Source organism: Noviherbaspirillum agri, from assembly GCF_054780595.1.
Map to the genome: position 1 here is coordinate 391,546 of NZ_BAAGWA010000004.1, position 17,345 is coordinate 408,890.

At 57.3% G+C, this 17,345-nt stretch carries 14 protein-coding genes and 1 pseudogene; all 15 read left to right on the plus strand.

All coding sequences use genetic code 11. The features are described 5' to 3' along the window. The first annotated feature begins 1 nt into the window (after nt 1). The 15 genes and pseudogenes from leuC (at nt 2) to purF (ending at nt 17,145) form a co-directional block, all read left to right on the plus strand. Nucleotides 2-1,405, plus strand: a complete 1,404-nt coding sequence (gene leuC, locus ACYVIA_RS09955; protein ID WP_460840319.1) for a 3-isopropylmalate dehydratase large subunit — start codon at nt 2-4, stop codon at nt 1,403-1,405. Nucleotides 1,406-1,424: 19 nt separating this feature from the next. Further along, entirely contained in the window at nt 1,425-2,072 is a 648-nt protein-coding gene (gene leuD, locus ACYVIA_RS09960) for a 3-isopropylmalate dehydratase small subunit (protein WP_460840321.1), read from the plus strand. Between the two features lie 20 nt (nt 2,073-2,092). Next, nucleotides 2,093-3,163 carry a 3-isopropylmalate dehydrogenase gene (gene leuB, locus ACYVIA_RS09965; protein WP_460840323.1) on the plus strand — a complete coding sequence of 357 codons (1,071 nt, stop codon included), beginning with the start codon at nt 2,093-2,095 and terminating at the stop codon, nt 3,161-3,163. 38 nt (nt 3,164-3,201) lie between these two features. Next, nucleotides 3,202-4,338 (plus strand): aspartate-semialdehyde dehydrogenase, encoded by a 1,137-nt coding sequence (asd, locus tag ACYVIA_RS09970; protein ID WP_460840325.1) that lies wholly within the window; start codon nt 3,202-3,204, stop codon nt 4,336-4,338. Between the two features lie 320 nt (nt 4,339-4,658). Continuing rightward, a complete protein-coding gene (locus tag ACYVIA_RS09975) occupies nt 4,659-7,598 on the plus strand; it encodes a FimV/HubP family polar landmark protein (RefSeq protein ID WP_460840327.1) in 2,940 nt (979 codons plus the stop codon). 78 nt (nt 7,599-7,676) lie between these two features. After that, the gene (truA, locus tag ACYVIA_RS09980; protein ID WP_460840536.1) at nt 7,677-8,474 is read left to right on the plus strand and encodes a tRNA pseudouridine(38-40) synthase TruA; all 798 of its coding nucleotides are present in this window, start codon (nt 7,677-7,679) and stop codon (nt 8,472-8,474) included. A gap of 58 nt (nt 8,475-8,532) precedes the next feature. Then, nucleotides 8,533-9,201 (plus strand): phosphoribosylanthranilate isomerase, encoded by a 669-nt coding sequence (locus ACYVIA_RS09985; RefSeq protein ID WP_460840329.1) that lies wholly within the window; start codon nt 8,533-8,535, stop codon nt 9,199-9,201. 17 nt (nt 9,202-9,218) lie between these two features. Next, complete coding sequence (gene trpB, locus ACYVIA_RS09990; RefSeq protein ID WP_460840331.1) at nt 9,219-10,487, plus strand: tryptophan synthase subunit beta; 1,269 nt, start codon at nt 9,219-9,221, stop codon at nt 10,485-10,487. A gap of 115 nt (nt 10,488-10,602) precedes the next feature. Further along, nucleotides 10,603-10,851: pseudogene (locus tag ACYVIA_RS09995) on the plus strand (tryptophan synthase subunit alpha); the annotation flags it as partial. Between the two features lie 205 nt (nt 10,852-11,056). Further along, the gene (gene trpA, locus ACYVIA_RS10000; protein ID WP_460840332.1) at nt 11,057-11,854 is read left to right on the plus strand and encodes a tryptophan synthase subunit alpha; all 798 of its coding nucleotides are present in this window, start codon (nt 11,057-11,059) and stop codon (nt 11,852-11,854) included. A 95-nt stretch (nt 11,855-11,949) separates the two neighbouring features. Next, nucleotides 11,950-12,822 (plus strand): acetyl-CoA carboxylase, carboxyltransferase subunit beta, encoded by an 873-nt coding sequence (accD, locus tag ACYVIA_RS10005; RefSeq protein WP_460840334.1) that lies wholly within the window; start codon nt 11,950-11,952, stop codon nt 12,820-12,822. A gap of 76 nt (nt 12,823-12,898) precedes the next feature. Further along, the gene (gene folC, locus ACYVIA_RS10010; RefSeq protein WP_460840337.1) at nt 12,899-14,203 is read left to right on the plus strand and encodes a bifunctional tetrahydrofolate synthase/dihydrofolate synthase; all 1,305 of its coding nucleotides are present in this window, start codon (nt 12,899-12,901) and stop codon (nt 14,201-14,203) included. 61 nt (nt 14,204-14,264) lie between these two features. Then, nucleotides 14,265-15,098, plus strand: coding sequence for an SPOR domain-containing protein (locus tag ACYVIA_RS10015; RefSeq protein ID WP_460840339.1), 834 nt, complete (start codon nt 14,265-14,267; stop codon nt 15,096-15,098). 17 nt (nt 15,099-15,115) lie between these two features. After that, the gene (locus ACYVIA_RS10020; protein ID WP_460840341.1) at nt 15,116-15,604 is read left to right on the plus strand and encodes a CvpA family protein; all 489 of its coding nucleotides are present in this window, start codon (nt 15,116-15,118) and stop codon (nt 15,602-15,604) included. Between the two features lie 23 nt (nt 15,605-15,627). Further along, a complete protein-coding gene (gene purF, locus ACYVIA_RS10025) occupies nt 15,628-17,145 on the plus strand; it encodes an amidophosphoribosyltransferase (RefSeq protein WP_460840345.1) in 1,518 nt (505 codons plus the stop codon). The last annotated feature ends 200 nt before the right edge of the window (nt 17,146-17,345 follow it).

Below are 17,345 nucleotides of genomic sequence, written 5' to 3' on the forward strand. Positions count from 1 at the left end.
CATGGCTCAAACGCTCTACGACAAACTCTGGGAATCGCACGTTGTCCATACTGAAGAGGACGGCACCGCCATCCTTTACATCGACCGCCATCTGGTGCATGAAGTCACCAGCCCGCAGGCCTTCGAAGGACTGAAACTCGCCGGCCGCAAGCCATGGCGCCTGTCCGCAAACCTGGTGGTTGCCGATCACAACGTGCCGACGACAGACCGTGCCAACGGCATCGCCGACCCGGTTTCGCGCCTGCAGGTGGAGACGCTGGATGCGAATGCAAAAGAGTACGGCCTGACCTATTTCAGCATGCAGGACAAGCGACAGGGCATCGTGCACGTCATCGGGCCGGAGCAGGGCGCAACGCTGCCCGGCATGACGGTGGTGTGCGGTGACTCCCATACCTCGACCCATGGTGCCTTTGGCTGTCTGGCGCATGGCATCGGCACTTCCGAAGTGGAGCACGTGCTCGCAACCCAGACGCTGCTGGCGAAGAAATCCAAGTCCATGCTGGTGCAGGTTGATGGGGCCTTGCCGTTTGGCGTGACCGCGAAGGACATCGTGCTGGCCGTGATTGGCAAGATTGGCACAGCCGGAGGGACCGGTTACGCCATCGAATTCGCAGGCTCCACCATTCGCGCCTTGTCGATGGAAGGCCGCATGACGATCTGCAACATGGCCATCGAAGCCGGTGCGCGTGCGGGCATGGTGGCGGTTGACGACACGACGATCAACTACGTCAAGGGCCGTCCGTTCTCGCCGGTTGGCCCGCACTGGGACCGTGCCGTCGAATACTGGCGCACGTTGCATTCCGATGCGGGCGCGAAGTTCGACATGGTCGTCACGCTGAATGCCGCCGAAATCAAGCCGCAAGTCACCTGGGGTACGTCGCCCGAGATGGTCGTTGCGATCGATGATCGCGTGCCCGACCCCGACAAGGAAAAGGATGCCGTCAAGCGCGACGCGATGGAAAAGGCCTTGGTTTACATGAATCTGAAGCCAAACACTTCAATCTCCGACATTCGCATCGACAAGGTCTTTATTGGCTCCTGCACCAACTCGCGTATCGAGGACTTGCGCGCGGCGGCTGCAGTCGTGCGCGGCAAGTACCGCGCTTCCAACGTCAAGCTGGCGTTGGTGGTGCCGGGTTCCGGTCTGGTCAAGGAGCAGGCGGAGCGCGAAGGCTTGGACAAGATCTTCAAGGAAGCCGGTTTCGAATGGCGCGAGCCGGGATGTTCGATGTGCCTGGCAATGAATGCCGACCGACTGGAACCGGGAGAGCGTTGCGCTTCGACGTCTAACCGCAACTTCGAAGGACGCCAGGGGCAGGGTAGCCGTACACATTTGGTGTCGCCCGCAATGGCTGCGGCCGCCGGTATCACCGGTCATTTCGTCGATGTGCGCGCGATGCGCTAAGGTTTTCAGGAACGAGAACATGGAAAAATTCAACGTACACGAGGGTTTGGTCGCACCACTGGATCGTGCAAATGTCGATACCGATGCAATCATCCCGAAGCAGTTCCTGAAGTCGATCAAACGTACCGGGTTCGGACCGAACCTGTTCGACGAATGGCGTTATCTCGATCATGGCGAGCCGGGAATGGACAACTCCACGCGTCCGCTCAATCCGGACTTCGTGCTGAACCAGTCGCGCTATCAAGGCGCCTCTATTCTGTTGACGCGGAAGAATTTCGGCTGCGGCTCGTCCCGTGAGCATGCGCCTTGGGCGCTGCAGCAGTACGGCTTCCGTGCCGTGATTGCACCGAGCTTTGCCGACATCTTTTTCAATAACTGCTTCAAGAATGGTTTGCTGCCGATCGTACTGTCCGAAGCACAGGTCGACCAATTGTTCAATGAGGTCAAGGCGTTCCCGGGGTATCGGCTGGTGATCGATCTCGAAAAGCAGACCGTCAGTACGACGAACGGCAGCGCAACCTATTCCTTCGAAGTCGACGCCTTCCGCAAATACTGCCTGATGAACGGCCTCGACGATATCGGACTTACCTTGCGCCAGGCAGACAAGATCCGCGCCTTCGAAGAACGCCATATCGCAAGCCAGCCGTGGCTCGCCAACACGATTTAATCATCCGCTGAAAAAAACAAATGAAAATTGCAATCCTGCCGGGTGACGGCATTGGCCCGGAAATCATCGAACAAGCAGTCCGCGTGCTGAATGCACTGGATGAAAAATTTGAAATGGAAACGGCGCCGGTTGGCGGTGCCGGTTATGAAGCACACGGCCATCCGCTACCCGAAGGCACGCTGAAGCTGGCAAAGGAAGCCGACGCAGTACTGTTCGGTGCCGTCGGCGACTGGAAATACGACAAGCTGGAGCGCGCGTTGCGTCCGGAACAGGCAATTCTCGGCCTGCGTAAAAACCTGAACCTGTTTGCCAATTTACGTCCCGCAATCTTGTATCCGGAACTGGCGGGCGCCTCCACGCTCAAACCGGAAGTTGTGTCCGGTCTGGACATCCTGATTATCCGGGAGCTGACGGGCGATATTTATTTTGGCCAGCCGCGCGGTGTGCGCGAGTGTCCGGACGGCCCGTTTAAGGGCGAACGCGAAGGTTTCGACACCATGCGTTATGCGGAAACGGAAATTCGCCGTATCGCACATGTTGCTTTCCAGGCGGCACGCAAGCGCGGCAAGCGCCTGACCAGCGTCGACAAGGCCAATGTGCTGGAAACATTCCAGTTCTGGAAAGACATCGTGACCGACGTCCACAAGGAATATCAGGATGTCGCACTCGATCATATGTATGTCGACAACGCAGCGATGCAACTCGTGCGTGCGCCGAAGAAGTTCGATGTGATCGTCACTGGCAACATGTTCGGCGACATTCTGTCTGACGCCGCGGCGATGCTGACCGGTTCAATCGGCATGCTGCCATCCGCTTCGCTGGATGCAAGCAACAAGGGTCTGTACGAGCCGTCGCACGGTTCTGCACCGGACATTGCTGGCAAGGGCATCGCCAATCCGCTCGCAACGATCTTGTCCGCGGCGATGATGCTGCGCTATTCGCTGAACAAGTCCGAGCAGGCAGATCGTGTGGAATCCGCAGTAAAGAAGGTGCTGGCGCAGGGACTGCGTACACCCGATATTTTTGAGGACGGCACCACCAAGGTCAGCACCAAGGGAATGGGTGATGCGGTCGTGAAGGCGCTCGCGTAGGCGCAAGAGTTTTTGAAGTGTATCCGAGGGAGAAAATCGTGAAGTTAGTCGGTCTGGTAGGTTGGCGCGGTATGGTGGGCTCGGTCCTGATGCAGCGCATGCAGGAAGAGGGCGATTTCGCTCATATCGAGCCGGTGTTCTTTTCGACGTCCAACGCTGGCGGCAAGGCTCCGGCAATGGCGAAGAACGAAACGACGCTGAAAGACGCCAATAATATTGATGAGCTGAAGAAGTGCGACATCATCATTACCTGCCAGGGCGGCGATTACACGACCGAGATTTTCCCGCAACTGCGCGCAGCCGGATGGAACGGTTACTGGATTGACGCAGCCTCCACGCTGCGCATGAAGGATGATGCGATCATCATTCTCGACCCGGTCAACCTGAATGTGATCAAGGATGCACTCGGCCGTGGCGTGAAGAACTACATCGGCGGCAACTGCACGGTCTCGTGCATGCTGATGGGCTTGGGCGGACTGTTCAAGAAAGACCTTGTCGAGTGGATGACTTCCATGACCTATCAGGCGGCTTCCGGCGGTGGTGCGCAGCACATGCGCGAACTGCTGACCCAGTTCGGCACGATCAATGCAGAAGTGAAGGCACTGCTCGATGATCCGGCCTCCGCAATCCTCGAAATCGACCGCAAGGTGCTCGCCAAGCAGCACGCGATGACCGCGGAAGAAACCAAGCAGTTCGGCGTGCCGCTCGGCGGCAACCTGATCCCCTGGATCGACAAGGACCTCGGCAATGGCGTGTCGCGCGAAGAATGGAAAGGCGGTGCAGAGACCAACAAGATCCTCGGCCGTGGCGCCGGCTTCGGCCCTGCTGCAAAGACTGCCATCCCGGTTGATGGTCTCTGTGTGCGTATCGGCGCCATGCGCTGCCATTCACAGGCATTGACGATCAAGCTGAAAAAGGATGTCCCGTTGGATGAGATCGAAGGCATCATCGCTTCCGACAATCAGTGGGCGAAGGTTGTGCCGAACACCCGTGACGCATCGATGAAGGATCTGACGCCTGCGGCAGTAACCGGCAGTCTGACGATCCCAGTCGGTCGCCTGCGCAAGATGCAGATGGGTGGCGAATACCTGTCCGCCTTCACGGTTGGTGATCAGCTGTTGTGGGGTGCGGCTGAACCGCTTCGCCGCATGCTGCGCATCGTGCTGGAAGACTGATAGGCGCGCTGCACACTAATTAAGTTAGTAGCGGCACCTAGGGCCTGCCGATGATCGGTTGCTTTTTCCGGTTATCGACAGGCCCTAGTTGCGTTGTCAATCTGCAACAAATGGCAGATGACGTCAATTTCAAGAAAACGGTCCAGTCGCATGTCTTTTCACGACGTTGTGGCAAGTTGATTACACTTCTTCGCAAGTTAGTTACACTTGCACGCGTAAGTCCATGATGATATGGTGAAAGTTCCTCCGAACAATGTTAAATTGGGCGGTACTTGTTCTCCATCAGATACGCAGACGGAATGCCCTCTATGCCATCTAAAATGCATTCAAATAAAAACCGCCCAACGTTTGGCTCGTTTAATTTGAAGACGCTTACTGCCGCTGTTGCTTCGGCACTGTTGTTTTCCAATGCGTACGCCGCTGCTCTTGGGAAGTTGACGGTTCTCTCAGCATTGGGGCAGCCCTTGCGAGCCGAAATCGAGCTGACCTCGGTATCGAAAGATGAAGTGGGCGCGCTGACTGCGAAAATTGCTTCTCCGGAGGCATTCCAGCAAGCGAATATCGATTTCAGTGCCTCGATGTCCGCGTTGCGTATCTCGATTGAGCAACGTAACGGACGCCAGTTTATCCGCATGACTTCCAGTCAGCCGATTAACGAACCTTTCGTAGATTTGTTGCTGGAATTGAGCGGCCCGAACGGTCGCCTCGTGCGCGAATATACTTTCCTGCTTGACCCGCCCGACTTGCGTACGACGCAGTCTGCACAAGTCGCGCCGACTGCCCCCACTCCTGCGCCGGTAACGAAGGCGCCAGCTGCGCCGGCACAAGCCCCTCAGCAGGCACAAGCGAATCAACCGGCGGCCCAAACTGCCGCGCCGCAAAAGAATGAGAAGCCGGCGCCAGCTCAGCAGCCTGCACAGCAACCGCCGCAAGGGAATGCAGTGGCAGCAAAGCCTGGCGAAGGCGGTGCTGCCGAGGAAGTACGCGTTCAACGTGGTGATACGCTAGCCAAGATTGCTGGCGCAATCAAACCAAGCGGCGTGTCGCTTGACCAAATGTTGGTCGCACTTTACCAAGCCAATCCGGAAGCTTTCGCTGGGCGTAACATGAATCGTTTGAAGGCAGGGCGGATCCTGTCTGTACCAAGCGAAGATGCTGCACGTTCCATCAGCAAGCCAGAGGCACGTGGCATCGTTGTTGCTCAAGCGGCCGATTTCAACAACTATCGCAGCAAACTCGCCGGGCAGGTTGCCGCCGCTGATGCACAAAAATCTGCAGAATCGAAACAGAGCGCAGGAGGCAAGATCACCGCGAAGGTGGAAGAGCAGCCAACGCCGGCAAGTGACGCGAAGGACAAGCTCAAGCTCTCCAACACAATGCCAGCACCTGGTGCCAATGCCGACAAGGCTGGCTCCGGTGCTGCAACCGTCGAAGACAAGATTGCCAAAGAAAAGGCAGCAGCCGAAGCCGCTGCACGCGTAAAAGAACTCGAGAAGAACGTTACCGACCTGCAGAAGGTGCTCGAGGTCAAGAACAAGAGCCTTGCCGAGCAGCAGAAGCAGGCCGAGGCCGCGAAGGACGCCAAACCTGCTGCAACTGAAGCAACGTCATCAGCTCCTGCACCCGCAGCGCCGTCAGCTGGCACCGCCCAGGCACCTGCCGCTCCTGCAGAGACTCCGCAAGCGGATGAAGCGGCCAAGACGGCCGAAGGCAAGGCGGAAGAGCAAGCACCGGTTGCACCTCCGGTCGCGAAAGCTACGCCGGTTGCGAAACCAAAACCCGTCACTACGCCCCCGCCAGAGCCCGAGATGAGCTTTGTGGATGAGTTGCTGGAAAATCCACTGATCCTGCCGGGCGTCGGTGCACTGTTGGTTGCGCTGGGTGCGCTGGGCGTTTACCGTGCCCGTCGCCAGAAGCAAACCAAGGCATTTGACGACAGCATGATTTCCGACTCAAGCCTGAAGGCAAATTCACTGTTCGGCTCGACTGGTGGCCAGAGCGTGGACACCAATAACAGTGTGTTCAATTCGAGCTTTGCGCCATCGGCCAGCCAGCTGGATACCAACGAAGTCGATCCGGTCGCCGAGGCGGATGTGTACATTGCCTATGGTCGCGATGCACAGGCCGAGGAAATTCTGAAGGAGGCGCTCCGCACCCAGCCGGAACGTCATGCCGTCAGGGTGAAACTGCTTGAGATCTACTCCAACCGCAAGGACCTGCGCGCATTCGAGACAATGGCAACCGAGCTGTATGGCTTGACCAAGGGTGAGGGCGAGGACTGGGCTCAGGCTGCGGCAATGGGAATCGATCTCGACCCGAAAAACCCCTTATATGCGGGCGGCAAGGTTGACAAGTCCGCGGCGCAAAGTGTGTTGGTGGCGCCGACGCAGCCGCTTGAGGAGCAGGGACTGGCAACACTGTTGTCGAGCACGCAACCGGGCACGCCATCAATGGATAGTTCGAGCGTTCTGGACGCGGCCGATACGTCCTACTTTGGTAATACGGGTGTTGCTGTCGCAAAGCCGGTTCAGCCGACCCCGGAACCGGAGCCGGCGTCAGAGCCTGAAGTGCCTTCTCCTGCATCGAGCGTTTCTTCCAACGAGCTGGATTTCGATCTCGAAGGCATGCAGGACATGGCTGTGCCAAATACGATCCCGCGTCCGGCTCCGGCCGAACCGCCTGCGGATTTGGCATCGATTGATTTCGACTTCCTTGACGTGCCGGGTGAGTCCAAGCCAGAGCCGGTGGCTGAACCTGCTCCGCAGCCGACAGAGTCGAAAGTTGAACCAGCTCCTTCGATTCCTGATGTTCCAGATCTGGAGTTCTCGCTCGACGAAGTGAAGCCAGCGGCAACGCCGAAAGCGAATGACGTGGCACTCGATATCGGAACACCGCAAGCCGATGTGCCACCGCTCGAACTTAGCATTCCGGGTCTGGAGGACACTGCGTCAGCTGCACCTGCCAAGGCGGAAGCCGAACCAGAGTCCATGGATTTTGACTTGTCTGGTATTAATCTTGATCTGCAATCGTCGGTCGGCGGCGACAAGCCGTCGCTTGATTTGAACCAGCCAATGGATCTGTCCACCTTCGACGAGTCCTCCTCGAGCAGCACGGAGATGGCAACCAAGTTGGATCTTGCTATTGCCTATCAGGAGATTGGCGACAAGGAAGGTGCCCGCGAGTTGCTGGATGAAGTGCTCAAAGGTGGCACGCCGGAGCAAACCGAGAAGGCTAAGTCCCTGTTGCTTGAGCTTGCATAATCGGAAATCGACTTGGCAAACGGGCGCAGGCATTGCTTGCGCCCGTTTCGTTTTCTGCATTTAGATATCGGAGTTGAGTTGAAACGCATTGCTCTTGGTGTTCAATACGATGGCATGTCATGGCGGGGCTGGCAGACCCAGCCGTCCGGAGGTACGGTACAGGACACCCTGGAGGCGGCAATGAAGCGCTTTGCCCTGGTGGATCTTGCCACGACCTGTGCCGGTCGGACGGATGCGGGGGTTCACGCACTGGAGCAGGTGGTCCATTTCGATACGGAGCTCAGCCGCGAGATGTTTTCGTGGGTACGTGGGGTCAACGCGTTTCTTCCGCTATCCATTGCAGTGCGTTGGGCGTGCGAGGTTGCGGGGGATTCCCCGGACGGGTTTCATGCCCGGTTCAGTGCCAGTGCACGCACCTACCATTACGTTATCTACAACCACCCGGTACGTTCGCCTCTTCTGGCAGGCAGGGTTGGCTGGGTTTTTCGACCGCTGGATGTCGATCTGATGCAGGCCGCTGCGACTCACCTGCTGGGGACACACGATTTCTCTGCTTTCCGGGCCGCGGAATGCCAGGCAAAATCGCCGGTCAAGACAATGCAGGATATCCGTATCGCCCGACGCGGAGATATCATCGTTGTCACGCTCACAGCGAATGCCTTTCTACACCATATGGTACGTAACATCGTTGGGTCGCTGATCGTGGTTGGCAATGGCAATCAGCGTCCGGAGTGGGTGAAAGAGATACTGGAAAGCCGCGATCGCAGTCGTGCCGCACCGACCTTCATGCCGGACGGCCTATACCTTGCAAAGATTGCATACGATACAAAGTGGGGACTTCCCCAATCGCCCGACAATCCTCTGCCATGGCTGTGACTTCCCCAGCCCTTCAATGCGTGCATAATAGGCCGGTTCCACCAACTCCGATTAACCAATGAACCATCGCACCCGAATCAAAATTTGCGGCCTGACACGTGCGGAGGATATGCTTTCTGCGACTGCAGCCGGCGCCGACGCCATTGGTTTTGTCTTTTATGAAAAGAGTCCCCGCTACATAAACGCATCGGTCGCGGCAGATCTCATTGCGGCGGCGCCCCCTTTCGTCACGACGGTGGGGCTGTTTGTGAATATTGCGCAAGCGGAGGCAGAAGCCGTCTTGCGTCAGGCACCGGTTTCCCTGCTGCAATTTCATGGCGATGAAACCGTCGATCAATGTTGTGCCATCGCCCATGCCGTCAATCGGCCATTTCTCCGTGCAGTACGGATGGGGCAAGGGATGACAGGCGCCAATTTGCTAGAATACGAACGAAATTATCGCGCCGCCAGCAAGCTTTTCTCCGGCTTGCTGCTCGATGCCTATGTCGAGGGTTACGGCGGCGGTGGAAAGGTTTTCGATTGGTCTCTCATTCCAAAAGAGCTCGCGCCTCGGGTCGTTTTAAGTGGTGGATTGAGCGTGCAAAACGCAACTGAGGCTGTGCTTCAGGTACGTCCTCACGCCGTCGATATCAGCAGCGGCGTGGAGCTGTCCAAGGGCATCAAGGACCCCGCCAAGATTCGCGCCTTCATCGGCGCCGTGCGCCAGGCGGACGCTTCACTGACTTAAACGTTGAGAGAATCACCATGAAAGAACTGAACGCGCTTGAGAATTTTGCCGAGCGCCAGGCAATGCCGACCACGGCTTTGCATCAGGCCGCACATTACAACCTTCCCGATTCCCGCGGACACTTTGGTCCTTACGGCGGAAGTTTTGTTTCTGAAACACTCACCCATGCACTGACCCAGTTGAAGGAAGGTTATGCGCACTTCCGCAGCGATCCGGATTTCCGGGCTGAGTTTGAAAATGAACTGAAGCATTTCGTCGGTCGTCCGAGCCCGATTTACCACGCAAAACGCTGGTCCGAGATGATGGGTGGCGCGCAGATCTACTTCAAGCGCGAAGACCTCAATCACACCGGTGCACACAAGATCAATAACGTTATCGGTCAGGCACTGCTTGCCAAGCGCATGGGCAAGCCGCGCGTCATCGCGGAGACCGGCGCAGGGCAGCATGGTGTGGCAACGGCAACCATCTGTGCGCGTTTCGGCCTAGAGTGCGTAATCTACATGGGCAGCGAGGACGTCAAGCGCCAGGTGCAAAACGTGTATCGCATGGAACTACTCGGCGCCAAGGTCGTGCCGGTGGAGTCCGGGTCAAAGACCCTCAAGGATGCGCTCAATGAAGCAATGCGTGACTGGGTCACGAATGTCGAGAACACTTTCTACATCATTGGTACGGTGGCGGGACCGCATCCGTATCCGATGATGGTGCGCGATTTCCAGTCGGTGATCGGCAATGAATGCATCGAGCAGATGCCGGAAATGACGGGGCGCCAACCGGATTATGTGGTGGCTTGCGTTGGTGGCGGTTCCAATGCCATGGGCATTTTCTATCCCTATATCGATTACCGCGACGTGCAGTTGATTGGTGTCGAAGCAGCGGGAGACGGTCTGGAGACGGGGCGGCATTCGGCTTCGCTGATCGCCGGTTCACCGGGTGTCCTGCATGGTAACCGCACGTACCTGCTGCAAGACGAAGACGGTCAGATTATCGAGACGCATTCTGTCTCGGCCGGCCTTGATTACCCGGGCGTCGGCCCTGAGCATGCATGGCTAAAGGATGCAGGGCGTGCGCAGTACGTCGCCATCAGCGACGATGAAGCACTAGAAGCCTTCCATAATTGCTGCCGTATCGAAGGCATCATTCCCGCGCTCGAGTCCAGCCATGCACTCGCGTATGCAGCCAAATTCGCGGCCACTTTGCCGAAAGACAAAATTATTCTGGCCAATCTGTCCGGGCGCGGCGACAAGGACATGCATACCGTGGCAGAGCGCATGAAGAAGAAGCTCTGAGCTGGCTTTGCATGGCATCCATCTTTTGATTCGACGAATGCGGTCCGTTTGACGAGACCGTGGCGACAACAGGTTCCGGCATCTACCGGAACCTCCTATAAGAGCAAATTTCACCATGTCCAGAATTAAAACAACGTTGGCCGCGCTGGCAGCAAAAAACAAGAAAGGCCTGATCCCGTTTATCACTGCAGGTGATCCGGCACCCGAATTGACTGTCCCATTGATGCACGCCTTGGTTGCCGGGGGCTCGGACATCATCGAACTGGGCGTGCCTTTCTCTGATCCAATGGCTGACGGGCCTGTCATTCCCGCGCTCGAGTCCAGCCATGCACTCGCGTATGCAGCCAAATTCGCGGCCACTTTGCCGAAAGACAAAATTATTCTGGCCAATCTGTCCGGGCGCGGCGACAAGGACATGCATACCGTGGCAGAGCGCATGAAGAAGAAGCTCTGAGCTGGCTTTGCATGGCATCCATCTTTTGATTCGACGAATGCGGTCCGTTTGACGAGACCGTGGCGACAACAGGTTCCGGCATCTACCGGAACCTCCTATAAGAGCAAATTTCACCATGTCCAGAATTAAAACAACGTTGGCCGCGCTGGCAGCAAAAAACAAGAAAGGCCTGATCCCGTTTATCACTGCAGGTGATCCGGCACCCGAATTGACTGTCCCATTGATGCACGCCTTGGTTGCCGGGGGCTCGGACATCATCGAACTGGGCGTGCCTTTCTCTGATCCAATGGCTGACGGGCCTGTCATTCAGCGCGCATCGGAACGGGCCTTGGCAAATGGCGTCGGCATGCGTCGCGTGTTGCAGTTTGTGACGGAATTCAGGGCGAGCAACCAGACCACGCCGGTTGTCCTGATGGGCTATGCCAATCCGATCGAACACATGGGCGTACAGGCGTTCATTGACGCGGCCAGGCAAGCAGGCGTCGATGGTGTACTCGTTGTCGACTATCCGCCGGAAGAGTGCCAGGACTTCGCTGCATCTCTGAAAGAGAGCGGCCTTGATCCGATTTTCCTGCTCGCGCCTACATCGACGGATGAAAGAATTGCAAAAGTTGGTGAAATTGCAAGTGGCTACGTATACTACGTGTCACTGAAAGGCGTTACCGGTTCCGGACATCTGGACTTGGGCGCAGTAGCGTCAAAGATTCCGGAGATTAAGAAGCACGTTACGGTACCAGTCGGTGTTGGTTTTGGGATACGTGACGCAGAAACGGCGAAGGCAATCGCCTCGGTTTCTGATGCGGTGGTAATTGGCAGTCGCATCATTCAGGAACTGGAAAATACACCGCGCGACAAGGCAGTGCAGGCAGTGCAAAGTTTTATTGCAGGAATCCGTAAAGCACTGGATGAATAAGTTTGTTGGCAAACTGCCATTCCATCGCGATATTGGCGCAAGGCAAGGCCGGCGGTACAATGCCGCAAGCAAAAAATTGAGAAAAGGTCCCAACAATGAGCTGGCTTGAGAAACTGCTTCCCCCGCGCATTCAGCGCTCTGATTCCGCAAACCGCAAATCGGTGCCGGAAGGCCTCTGGGTCAAGTGCCCGTCGTGCGAAGCGGTTTTGTACCGTACCGACCTTGAATCGAATATCCATGTCTGCCCGAAGTGCGATCATCATCTGCGCATCCGTGCGCGCGAGCGGCTGGACGCGCTGCTTGATGCCGGCGGCCGCTATGAAATCGGCCAGGAAGCCTTGCCGATCGATTCGCTCAAGTTCAAGGACAGCAAAAAGTATCCTGACCGTCTGAAGGACGCGATGGAAGCAACTGGCGAAACCGATGCGCTGGTGGTCATGGGTGGTTCCATCATGACCCTGCCGGTCGTTGTCGCCTGCTTCGAGTTCGAATTCATGGGCGGCTCGATGGGCTCGGTCGTTGGCGAACGCTTTGCACGCGGTGCGCAGACTGCACTTGAGCAGAAAGTGCCGTTTATCTGCATTACTGCCACCGGCGGTGCACGTATGCAGGAAGGTCTGCTGTCGCTGATGCAGATGGCGAAGACCACTGCAATGCTGACCAAGCTGTCCGAGAAGAAGCTGCCGTTCATCTCGGTGCTGACCGACCCGACCATGGGCGGCGTGTCCGCATCCTTCGCTTTCATGGGCGATGTTGTCATTGCCGAGCCCAAGGCATTGATCGGATTTGCCGGCCCGCGCGTGATTGAAAACACTGTCCGCGAGAAACTGCCGGAAGGCTTCCAGCGCGCCGAGTTCCTCGTGCAAAAGGGTGCGGTCGACATGATCGTGGACCGCCGCAAGATGCGTGAAGAAATTGCGCGTTTGCTCGCTCTGCTGCAGAACCAGCCCGCAGAAGTCCTGGCCTAAGTAGTACAGGTCATTCGCAAGCCCGGACCTACCGCAGTCCGGGCTTTTTAATTTCAGCTTCCGATTTCATCTCGCCATGCAAAACCTTCCTGCCACACTCCCGGACTGGCTCGCCCTGTTGGAGAAAATGCATCCCAAAGCCATCGACATGGGTCTGGAGCGGGTCGCCCAGGTGAAAGAGCGGCTGGGGATTCACTTTGATTGCCCAGTCATCATCGTCGGCGGCACCAACGGCAAGGGGTCGACCTGCGCGATGCTGGAGTCGATCCTGATGCAGGCCGGTTACCGCGTCGGGCTGTATACCTCGCCTCATCTGCTGGATTTCAACGAGCGGGCGCGTCTCAATGGCGAGCCAGTATCCGATGAGTCGCTCACCGAGCAATTCACTGCTGTCGAGGCCAGTCGCGGCGATATTTCGCTGACTTACTTCGAATTCACGACGCTCGCCATCCTCCGGCTTTTCGCGCAGGTCCAGCTCGATGCAGTGATACTCGAAGTCGGGCTCGGCGGTCGCTTGGATGCAGTCAATGTGATCGATGCCGATGTGGCCATCGTAACCAGCGTTGATATCGACCACACCGAGTACCTCGGCAATACGCGCGAACAGATCGGCTTCGAGAAGGCCGGCATTTTCCGTCCCGGCCGCACTGCAATTTGCGGCGACCCTGTGCCGCCGCAATCCCTGATCGACCATGCAAAGGCAATCGGCGCTGATTTATGGCTGTTTGGCCACGATTACAATTATTCCGGCGACAAGCAGCAATGGAATTACGGCGGACGCGGCCAACGGCGAAATTCGCTTGGCTACCCGAGCCTGCGCGGTGCAAATCAGTTGCTTAATGCTTCGGCTGCGCTTGCAGCACTGGAGGCGCTGCGCAATCGCCTGCCTGTCGGCGCACAGGAAGTGCGCAATGGGCTTGTCATGGTCGAGCTGCCGGGCAGGTTCCAGGTTCTGCCGGGACGGCCGAGCGTCATCCTCGACGTCGCACACAACCCGCATGCCGCAGCGACGCTGGCGCAAAACCTCGATAACATGGGTTTTCACCGCTATACCTTCGCTGTCTTCGGCGCCATGCAGGACAAGGATGTCGAGGGAGTAATCAAGCACCTGAAGGACCGCGTCGACCACTGGTATGTGACAGACTTGCCGTTGCCGAGGGCGGCCACCGCGGAACAATTGAAACAGGAACTGCTCGATGCAGGAGTCGTTCCGCAAACGACTCCCGGTGCAGAGCGAAGCATTGAAACTTTCACATCGCCGGCAGAGGCATTCAGGTGCGCGAGAAGCAGGGCCGACGAGAATGATAGAATTGCGGTTTTCGGATCCTTCCTCACGGTTGCTGGCGTGATGGAAGCCATGAAATCCGAAGGGCAGTCTTGATTGACCTGCTGTTTTATCAAGGCCGCGTCCGAATCTGATTGATGGATTTTATTTTTATCGCATGAGCTTGTTCTCGATCCTTCGCAAAAACAAGCAAGAATCCGCTTCCGACGACACCGCGTTCTATTCGCGTGCCGAGGAAGAGTCCCAGGCGGTCCGCAGCCGGACAAAACGCAAGAGCGCGCAGAGCAATACACCCGCCGACCCGGTTCTGCCGGAAAAGAAGCGCGCTCGCCGGCGTCTTATCGGTGCCATCGCCTTGGTACTGGCTGCAGTCATCGGCCTTCCGATGATCCTCGATTCCGAACCAAAACCGCTGGCGGACGACATCGCGATCCAGATCCCCTCCAAAGACAAGTCTGCAAAGTCCGCTGATGCCAAGCCGGCGGCTGTGTCCACCGATCGTCAGCCGGATTCTTCCCTTGATGCCGCTGAAGAGATTGTCGATCCCGCACCGACACAAGCCAAGGCGCCGCCGGCACAGCGCCCGGCATCCCCGCCTCCGGCGCCGGCCAAAGCCAAGGAAGCCGACAAACCGAATCCTGCTACGCAGCTCGCGCCAACGCCCAAGGCTGACGTGAAACCGGCGGAGCATGCTGACGACAGTGCGCGCGCGCGGGCACTTCTTGAAGGGAAGCCCGATCCAAAGTCAGTGGACAAGAACAGTGGCAAATTCGTCATCCAGGTTGCGGCATTGGCGACCAAGGACAAAGTAGACGAGCTGCAGGCCAAGCTGAAGCAGGCTGGTATCAAGTCATATACGCAAAAGGTCGCGACCGAATCCGGAGAGCGCACGCGCATCCGTGTGGGACCGTTCTCCAGCAAGGAAGAGGCCGAGAAGGTTCGCACAAAGATTGTCAAGCTGGGGCTGAACGGCACCGTCGTGCCCGTTTGATGAAATAACGGGCCGTTGTGACGATCTTTGATTATCTGGTGCTGTTCGTTCTGATCTGCTCCATTGTGATCAGCACCTTGCGCGGACTGGTGAAAGAAATATTGTCGCTGCTGAGCTGGATCGTCTCGTTTGTGGTGGCGAATGCCTACGGAGAGGATTTGGCGAGCTGGTTGCCCGATATGGTGCCCGGAAATGTAACGCGGCTGATCGTCGCGTTCCTGGCATTGTTCATCGGCGTCAGGTTGCTGATGATGCTGCTGACGATGGCAATCGATGCATTGATCAAGGCCGCCGGCCTGACACTGGCAGATCGAGGCCTCGGAGGACTGTTCGGCTTGGGGCGAGGCGTGGTGATTGTGTTGGCAGTCGTGCTGGTGTGCGGCATGACCGCGATACCGCAGCAGCCATTCTGGAAAGAGGCTTTGTTGAGTCCGCTGGCAGAGACTGCAGCGCGTACCGTGAAGCCGTTCCTGCCGGGCGATGTCGCGCGGCATGTGCAGTTTTAAATTGTTTCAATGAGGAGTCCACCATGTGTGGCATTGTTGGCGTTGTTTCTCATGGCCCAGTCAATCAACTGATTTACGATGCGCTGTTGTTGCTGCAGCATCGCGGTCAGGACGCAGCGGGTATCGCAACCAATCATGGCAATACGTTCTCGATGCACAAGGCCAACGGCTTGGTGCGCGACGTCTTCCGTACCCGCAATATGCGCTCTCTGCCGGGTAACGCAGGTATCGGCCAGGTCCGCTATCCGACTGCCGGATCTGCGAGTGAAGAAGAAGCGCAGCCGTTTTACGTGAACGCGCCTTTCGGCATCATTCTTGCGCATAACGGCAACCTCACCAACTGGGAGCAGCTCAAGGTCGAGATGTTCCAGAATGACCGTCGCCATATCAACACGGACTCCGACTCGGAAGTGCTGCTGAATGTGCTGGCGCACGAAATCCAGCAGGCAACCACGGGATATTCGCTTGACCCCACCGCGCTGTTCAAGGCGGTGTCGATGGTGCACAAGCGGGTGCGCGGTTCCTACGCGGTGGTGGCACAGATTGCCGGTTATGGCTTGCTGGCCTTCCGTGATCCGTTCGGCATTCGTCCGCTGTGCATTGGCTTCAACGACACCGAAAAGGGGCCTGAGTACATACTGGCGAGTGAGTCGGTCGCGCTTGAAGGGCTGGGTTTCCGCTTCCTGCGCGACGTGATGCCCGGCGAGGCGATCTTCATCGATCTGGACGGCAAGCTCTATAACCAGCAATGTGCAGACAATCCCGTGCTCAGCCCATGTGCGTTCGAGTATGTTTATCTGGCACGCCCTGACTCCGTGATCGACGGCGCATCGGTTTATGCGACTCGCCTGAAAATGGGCGAGTACCTGGCCGAGAAGATCAAAAAGCAATTCTCCACTGGCGATATCGACGTGGTGATGCCGATTCCAGACTCCTCCCGCCCGGCTGCCATGGAACTGGCGCTCAAGCTCAATCTGGACTACCGGGAAGGCTTTATCAAGAACCGCTATATCGGCCGCACTTTCATCATGCCAGGGCAGGCACACCGCAGTAAATCCGTGCGCCAGAAGCTCAACGCAATCGGCGCCGAATTCAAGGGCAAGAACGTGCTGCTCGTCGATGACTCCATTGTGCGCGGTACCACCAGCCGCGAGATCGTGCAGATGGCACGCGACTCCGGTGCGAAGAGCGTGATCTTCGCGTCCGCGGCGCCGCCGGTAATGTTCCCGAACGTGTACGGTATCGACATGCCGACACGTAATGAGTTGATCGCTTATGGCCGCACCGAGGAAGAAGTGTGCCGCGAGATTACCGCCGACGCATTGGTTTATCAGGATGTCGATGCGCTGAAGCGCTCGATCTCGGATGTGAATCCGACGCTGAAGAGCTTTGAGGCATCCTGCTTTGACGGTGTTTATGTGACGGGCGATATTTCCCGGGATTATTTGGACCGGCTGGAATTTGCGCGGAACAATCCGAAGCCGGTGAACGAAGATGCAGTTCGTTCGCAGCTGAACCTGAATCTGGCACGCGTAGACTAATCGCTGCCATGGTCGCGCAAACCCGTTGCCTGCGAGGGCAGCGGGTTTTTCTTTTGCGAATCCTGCCGGGCTGAAACGGCTCTAGCGGTTCGACGCGATTGTTTTTTTGCGATACGATTTAGCGCGCGCCGATTTGAATCTGCTTGCGGGCGCCAGGATAAGACGATTTATCCAAAACAAGTGCAGCTAAAGGGGATGCA